Source organism: Tissierellales bacterium (genome assembly GCA_035301805.1).
GTDB lineage: Bacteria > Bacillota > Clostridia > Tissierellales > DATGTQ01 > DATGTQ01.
This window is the reverse complement of record DATGTQ010000173.1, coordinates 1-8,172: the sequence shown is the minus strand read 5'-3', so window position 1 is coordinate 8,172 and position 8,172 is coordinate 1. Positions and strand designations below refer to the sequence as shown.

6 protein-coding genes, 1 tRNA gene and 1 other annotated feature are annotated in these 8,172 nt (G+C 29.7%); of the genes, 1 reads left to right on the top strand and 6 read right to left on the bottom strand.

Annotated features, from left to right (window positions below; all coding sequences use genetic code 11):
* The coding region (locus tag VK071_08770) for a dipeptidase PepV (GenBank protein ID HLR35400.1) at positions 1-331 on the bottom strand (331 nt) is incomplete at its 3' end.
* 153 nt (positions 332-484) lie between these two features.
* Here VK071_08770 and VK071_08765 point away from each other — a divergent pair.
* Entirely contained in the window at positions 485-2,035 is a 1,551-nt protein-coding gene (locus VK071_08765; protein HLR35399.1) for an AAA family ATPase, read from the top strand.
* Between the two features lie 137 nt (positions 2,036-2,172).
* On the opposite strand, the gene thrS is transcribed toward VK071_08765, so the two are convergent.
* The 5 genes from thrS to VK071_08740 all read right to left on the bottom strand — a co-directional run bounded on the left by thrS (position 2,173) and on the right by VK071_08740 (position 7,912).
* On the bottom strand, positions 2,173-4,083 hold the full coding sequence (thrS, locus tag VK071_08760; protein HLR35398.1) for a threonine--tRNA ligase: 1,911 nt from the start codon (positions 4,081-4,083) through the stop codon (positions 2,173-2,175).
* A 57-nt stretch (positions 4,084-4,140) separates the two neighbouring features.
* Positions 4,141-4,353: a binding site (T-box leader), on the bottom strand.
* A gap of 292 nt (positions 4,354-4,645) precedes the next feature.
* Entirely contained in the window at positions 4,646-5,956 is a 1,311-nt protein-coding gene (hisS, locus tag VK071_08755; GenBank protein HLR35397.1) for a histidine--tRNA ligase, read from the bottom strand.
* A gap of 118 nt (positions 5,957-6,074) precedes the next feature.
* Positions 6,075-6,929, bottom strand: a complete 855-nt coding sequence (locus tag VK071_08750) for a putative sporulation protein YtxC (GenBank protein ID HLR35396.1) — start codon at positions 6,927-6,929, stop codon at positions 6,075-6,077.
* 67 nt (positions 6,930-6,996) lie between these two features.
* Positions 6,997-7,740, bottom strand: a complete 744-nt coding sequence (locus VK071_08745) for a hypothetical protein (GenBank protein HLR35395.1) — start codon at positions 7,738-7,740, stop codon at positions 6,997-6,999.
* A 97-nt stretch (positions 7,741-7,837) separates the two neighbouring features.
* Positions 7,838-7,912: transfer RNA gene (locus VK071_08740), tRNA-Gly, on the bottom strand.
* Between the last annotated feature and the right edge of the window lie 260 nt (positions 7,913-8,172).

The following is an 8,172-nucleotide window of genomic DNA, read 5'->3' as shown; positions in this document are numbered from 1 at the left end:
CTCTACCATAAATTTTACCATCATGGATTTCTCCACTATATGGTGGATAAGTCCATCCATCTCCCTCTGGCACCACATCTAAATGAGCTAGTATACCTACTACTTCATCTCCTTCACCTAAATCTGCATGACCAGCATAACCTTCTAAATTTTTAGTTTCAAATCCCATTTTTTCCGATAAATTTAAAGCGTATTCTAGTGCTTTATATGGTCCTTCTCCAAAAGGCATATTTGGTTCTCCCTCTTCTTCCACACTCTTAATACTTACTATTTCTTGAGTTGTTTTTATAATATCGTCCTTATACTTTTCCACTAATTTCTTTATTTCCATAAGTACACCTCCATTACTAAGTAAAATTTAAATTATCTAGTAAATACATTATACATCTACATAATATTTCCTTCAACTTTATCTTATTTACTTCTATATTAATTTTTTAAATGGTTAAACTATATTTACAAATTTAGAAAAGGTGGGGTTATTTTGAAAAAGAAAAAATTTGTTTTCCTAATTTTAGTCTTTGGGGTAATCTTATCTTCTATACTCCTTTATGACGAATATATATCTTCTAAACCCATCCATTATATGGGTAGTAGCAAGAGAATTGTTATATGGCTTTTAACAGTAGGTGTTGGCCTTTACTATTTAAACCTAGATTCTAAACCACAACTAGCTCCTATTGCCTTTGCTAGTGAAAAAGATAGTAATAAAAACAATAATAAACCAAGTGTTTCTTTTAAAGATGTTGCGGGATTAGAAGAAATCAAAGAGGAACTTCAAGAGACTATTGACTTCATTAATAATCCTAATAAATATAAAAAAATGGGGGCCAAAATTCCTAAAGGTATTCTTTTCTATGGTCCTCCTGGCACTGGTAAAACTTTACTTGCTAAAGCAGTAGCTGGAGAAACTAACTCTTCCTTTCTATACGCTAGTGGTTCTGAGTTTGTAGAGAAATACGTAGGAGTAGGTGCAAAAAGAGTAAGATCCCTTTTTGAAAAGGCTAAAAAGGATGCACCAAGTTTAGTGTTTATTGATGAAATAGATGCCATTGGAGCTAGAAGAAATTCAGATTCTAACAACGAGAAAGATCAAACTTTAAATCAGTTATTAGTTGAAATGGATGGTTTCCATACTGATGAAACTGTAATAGTAATAGGTGCAACGAATAGATTAGACTTGCTAGATGAAGCATTATTAAGACCAGGCCGTTTTGATCGACATATTTATGTAGGTAACCCAAATATTAAGGCCAGAGAAAAAATACTACAGCTTCATACTAAAGATAAACCTTTAGACAAAAATATTAACGTAAAAGATATGGCTAATAAAACCCATGGATTAACAGGAGCACAACTAGCCAATATAGCTAATGAAGCTGCTATTATTGCAGTAAGAAATAAAAAAGGGAAAATTGATATGAATGATTTCAATGCAGCTATTGAAAGAGTTCTAGCTGGATTGGAAGTAAAAAATCCTTCTGTTTTATTAAAAGAGAAAAGAACAGTAGCGGTCCATGAAGCTGGGCATGCGTTAGTTTGTAAGCTATTAAAATCTGAAGTAGTACAGAAAATATCTATAGTACCTAGAGGGCAAGCTTTGGGATACGTACTAAAATTTCCAGAAGAAGAAAAATATCTTTTAACAAAGCAAGAGCTAAAGAATAAAATTACAGGCTTATTAGCGGGAAGAGCAGCAGAAAAAATAATCTTTAATGATACTACAACAGGAGCTAAAGATGATTTAACTAAGGCCACTGAAATTGCTCAGGAAATGGTTTGTAGCTATGGTATGAGTTCTTTTGGAAATGTAGCCGTTGATGAATATTATTTAAGATATAACTATGAGGTAGTAAGAAAAGAGGTAAAAAAGATAATTGATAAATCATATAAAGAAGCTATTAAGATTCTAGAGGAGAATAAGATAATTTTACTTAATATCGCCGATGTGCTTATGGAAAAAGAATATATGACTGACGAAGAATTAGACGAAATACTTAGTCTCTATGAACCATCTTCAGATTTTGCAACTTAGACTTAAAGAAAACAACAAGAACAAGTCAGCTATACATGACTTGTTCTTGTTGTTTTTAACGATTAAAACAGCAACAGTTATTATTAAAGTTTCTAATATAAAAGGTAAAGTTTTACTCACTGTATACCCCTTATATACTACTTTTTATTCTCAACTTCCTCTGCTACTTTTTCTATAAATTCTTCTACCTTTAGTTGTCCTATATCTCCTTCATCTCGTTTCCTTATAGATACTAATCTTTCTTCTACTTCTTTTCCACCAACTACTAACATATAAGGTATTTGTTGAAGTTCTGCTTCTCTAATTTTATATCCTACCTTTTCTACTCTATCATCTACTTCTATTCTTAAACCTTTGTCTTCCATTTCTTTCTTTACTTTATAAGCATAATCATTAAATTTATCTGAAATAGGAAGTATCCTAGCTTGAACTGGAGCAAGCCATACTGGGAATTTTCCTGCATAATGTTCTATTAAAATTCCCATAAATCTTTCAATACTTCCAAGAATAGTTCTGTGAATCATAATAGGGCGTTTCTTTTCATTATCTTTATCTATATAAGTTAAGTCAAATCTTTCTGGCATTTGGAAATCTAATTGTATTGTACCACACTGCCATGTTCTACCAATGGCATCTTCTAAGTGATAATCAATCTTTGGTCCATAAAAAGCTCCATCGCCTTCATTTAATACATAGTCTATTCCTTTTTCTTTCAAAGCTTCAATTAAACTATTAGTTGCTAATTCCCATTGTTCATCTGTTCCCATAGAGTTTTCTGGTCTAGTGGATAATTCTACATGATAATTAAATCCAAATATATTATATATATAATCTGCTAATTCCATTACTCCTACTAATTCATCCTTTACTTGATTTGGTAATGTATATAAATGGGCATCATCTTGAGTAATACTTCTAACCCTCATAAGACCATGAAGAGTACCAGAAAGCTCATGCCTGTGAACTAAGCCCAACTCTCCCCACCTAAGAGGTAAATCCCTATAACTATGCATCTTTGATTTATATACAAGAATTGAACCAGGGCAATTCATAGGTTTTATTGCATAATCATTCTCATCTATTTTTGTAAAATACATATTTTCTTTGTAATGATCCCAATGACCAGATCTATGCCATAATTCTTCATTTAATATTAATGGAGTCTTTAATTCTCCATATCCTCTTTTTACATGTTCTTCTTTCCAAAAATCTTCTAATATATTTCTTAAAACCATACCTTTTGGATGGAAAAATGGAAATCCTGGTGCTACTTCATGCATACTAAATAGATCCAGTTCCTTCCCTAATTTTCTATGATCTCTTTTTTTAGCTTCTTCTATTCTTTCAAGATGTTTATCTAAATCTTTCTTCTTTTCATAACTAGTTCCATATATTCTTTGAAGCATCTTGTTTTTCTCGTCTCCATGCCAATAAGCACCAGCTATACTTAATAGCTTACTAGCCTTAACTTTCTTTGTACTTGGTAAATGAGGTCCTGCACATAAGTCTACAAAGTCACCTTGTTTATAGAAAGAAATTATCTCGTCTTCTGGAAGATCTTCTACTAATTCTACTTTATAAGGTTCACTTTTTTCTTTTAAATATTCTATGGCTTCATCTCTTGGCAATATAAACTTCTCTAGTTCATAGTTCTCTTTTACAATTTTATTCATTTCTTCTTCTATTTTTTCTAAATCTTCTGGAGTAAATCTGTGTTCTGTATCAAAATCATAATAAAATCCATCATCTATTGCTGGTCCTATAGCCAGCTTTGTATCTGGATATAATCTTTTGACTGCCTGAGCTAAAATATGGGCACTTGTATGCCAAAATATATGCTTTCCAGCCTCATCCTCAAACTTCACTATACTTACCCTAGAATCCTCATTAATAGGTTCTTTAAGACCAAGTATCTTGTCATTCACTTCAGCACCCACAGCTTCTCTCGCCAATCCTTTACTAATATCCTTTGCTATATCATAAACAGTTACACCTTTATCATATTCCTTAACAGAATTATCAGGTAATGTTATTTTAACTTTACTCATTATTTTCCCTCCTATAATTTTATTTTCCAAAAATCAAAAAATCTTCTCGTCCCTATGTCAAGGGACGAGAAGACATAATATTCCCGTGGTTCCACCCAAATTGGTGCTCAGTTTGTATAACGCATTCTGCGGTAATCCTTTTACTATAAATATAGTTTGGGATTCAGCTCCAGGGTGGTCTTCAGTTAATTATCACTTAGGATTACTTCCAGCCACGATAATCCCTCTCTTAAAGCTAAATTAACTTACTCTTCCTTTCATTGCTATTATATATTTAGTTAATATAACATTATAGCTATATTAATTTTAATTGTCAAGACTATTTTAATTAGAGTTTCCCCATTTCTTATATTTAAAACTTTTAAACTTTGATTTTTCAATGCTTTCAGGATATATTTCCATATGTTAGAAGTAACCCCCGAAAGTTTGTTGACATGAGGGGTTAATGAAATAATGGAGAAACCCTGGTATTTTAATAATTAATTCTGTAAAATTAATCACCAATACTTTTATTCTGACAATAGCTATAATAATTCTTATTAAAAATTAATTTCTAATAATATTACCTAAGTTTATCGGAAACCTCTTCTAAGCTTAATAATTTTTGTTCTCCTGTTTTCATATCTCGGAAAGAAACCTTATTTTCCGCAACTTCATCAGGTCCAATTATTAATACATAAGGTATTTTTAATTTATCCGCATAGGAAAACTTTTTACCCATTTTACCCTTTTCTAAATATACCTGCGTCATTATACCTTTAATTCTAAGATAGTTAGCAATTTCTATAGATTCTTCTAGATAATCTACCATTGGTATAATAAGAGCTTTAGTTAAAGTGTTACAATCAGATGAAATTATATTTGCTTCCCTAAATTGATAAAACAATCGAGTTAAACCAATAGATATTCCCACACCAGGCAATTTTTGTTTAGTATAATTCTGAGCTAAATCATCATATCTTCCACCAGAACATACACTCCCTAAATCAGGGTAATTATCCAAAAATGTTTCATATACAGTTCCAGTATAATAATCTAAACCTCTTGCTATAGTTAAATCAATTGAGTAATTACTTTCAGGTACACCAAAAGTTTTAACATATTTATTTACAATTGATAATTCCTCTAAACCTATATTAAAGCTTTCATTTTCAACTTCCATTGCTTTTAATTTACCCAATATTTCACTATTTGAACCATTAATCATCATAAATTCTAGTATTTTTTCCACAACTTCATCCTGCAAACCTATTTCCCTTAATTCTTTTTTCACTTTTTCCGAACCAATCTTTTCAAGTTTATCTACGATTCGTAATACCTGACCAGTGTCCTCTACACCTAACCATTGAAAGAACCCATTAAGTAATTTTCTATTATTTATTTTAATTATAAATTCATCAAACCCTAAGTCTTTAAAAGTAGAATAAATGATACTTGGAATTTCTGCATCATTAATAATATCTAACTTTTGATTTCCAACTATATCAATGTCACATTGGTAAAACTCTCTAAATCTTCCTTTTTGACTTCTTTCACCTCTATATACTTTTCCTATCTGATACCTTCTAAAAGGAAAGGTCAGCTCTGAAAAATGCTGGGAAACATATCTAGCTAATGGTACTGTTAGGTCGAATCTTAAAGCCAAATCAGTATCTCCTTTTTTAAATTTATAGATTTGCTTCTCTGTTTCTCCCCCACCTTTAGCTAAAAGTATTTCTTCTCTTTCAATTACCGGCGTATCTATAGGTAAAAATCCATACTTTTCATAATTCTCTCTAATAGTATCCATTATGTTATTAAAAAGAATCTGATCAGAAGGTAAGAGCTCCATAAAACCCGATAAGGTTGTAGGTTTAACTAATTTTTTTGTCATATGTATATACCTCCATTTGTAATTAATACCAAAGTTCTTTGCATTATGATATCATATTTTTATACAAATAAAAAGTTAGTCCTTAATTATAAAAAGAAGTTGTTTTTCCAACTTCTTTTTATTTCCCTTTTTTAATTGATTTTTTCTTTCTACATATTTCACAATCTAAACAATAATGTACTTTATTAGTAAATACACCATCAATTATTTCTACAATTTCTTTTTCTTTATCTTTTTCTTTTCCATGAATTATTATTTTCTTTGGAGCTATTACTATTAAAGTACTTATTAATAAATCATCATTACTAATACCTTCATTAGCTAACTCACTAATTATATCATTATAATAGTCTTTTTCAATCAGATTATTTTTGTCATCAAATAATTTATAATCATCATCTTTTACTACAATATTTATTGTATTAAGCTTTGGTTGCTGAATGTCTACAAAATATTGTAGAATTTTTATAAATTCTTTGTACTCTTTTTCTATAAAATACTCATCTATGCTTTTTTCAATTAAATGATTTATATTATTTTTAAACTTCTCAAGTCTAAATCTTATAAAACCATCTATAATAATTTCATTATTTTCCACTATATAATCCAATACTTCTTCGTATATACTTTTTTTACTTTTAATAAAGCTTTCCTCTTCAATAAACATATTATAAGCTATATCTATTATTAAAATTTTATCCTTCCTAGAAAAATCTTTATATTTTAAAAATATTTCTTTACCTATTATTGCCTTAGAATAATAATGTATTATAATATCAGTAACAAGATTTGATATAGTATGATAATATTCAGCTTCTGATTCTATTTTATCGCTAACAGCATTGAAGTTTAGAAAAATTCTATTTTTTAAAAGCTCTTCGGATATTTCAATATCTTTGTCTATTAAATATTCGTCTATCTTCTTATTTATATTCTCAATATCTTTATTAAAGCTGATAGTCACTCTTTCCATTTGTCTCTCCTTTCTGCAGTAATAGTATATGATTTTGGAATAGGTATATACTTTATAAATGCTTACTTTAATTACAATATAAAGTAATAATAGTTCCAATATCTATAAGGGGATTTCCATCTATTAGTAAATACTTTTTATTATATTTTTTTAAAAATTTTTTGATTTTTTTAACATCTGGATGTTTTTCAAAACTACCTGAGAAAGCTATATGTTTTTTTGATAGATTTCCACAGGTCCCACCTATAAATCCATAATTATATCCTTTCAAAACTATATGACCTGGTTGAATTAACAGAGAATCTATATTATTTTGAATCATCAACTTATGAATACCATTATCAGCAGTAATTATTGCTCTCTCATCTACTATAGCCATAGAACATTTTGAATAACCTTGTTTTACATTTATTAAATCTAAACCTTGCTTATTTAAATAATAAAGTAATATATTATCTGTATATTTGAAATTGTGTATAGCTGCCCCATTAACCCTTCCAACATTATATGCTATATTATTAGGATATTCTTCACCTAGGTATTTTTCTCCTCTTATTAATTTTATACCCATCCCATATAGTTTGTCTTCATAATAATCGAAAACATTTGGAGCAATAACTAAAGTACTATGGTCCACTGGATGCATAACTATATCAGGATGATAAGATATAGGTTCAGCTACTTCTTCACATTTTGTTGTTAAAATAACTTTTAATTTCATATCCTCTAAAAATTCAATAAATTCTTCATTAATTCTACCATCTACAATAACTGTATTTCCTTTTTCAAGGGGAATAAAAGGGTTCTTCATAATCTTTTCTCCTTCTATATAAAAAATTAAACCCTCTATAACATTATATTAATATAGAAGGTTTACTGCTTATGCAATATAAATATATTATTGAATATGGAGCGGAAAACGGGACTCGAACCCGCGGCCCCCGCCTTGGGAAGGCGATGCTCTACCACTGAGCTATTTCCGCATAGTTTAAATAGTTCTTGTTTTAATCATAGCTTTAGTTAATTATAAATACTGTATCCACTAAGCGATTCACACCAAATCCAAAAACCTGATTTGGGTTCTCTGCTTATACCACTGAGCTACTTCCGCATAGTTTAAATAGTTCTCGTTTTAATCATAGCTTCAGTTAATTATAAATACTGTATCCACTAAGCGATTCACACCAAATCCAAAAACCTGATTTGGGTTCTCTGCTTATACCACTGAGCTATTTCCGCATAG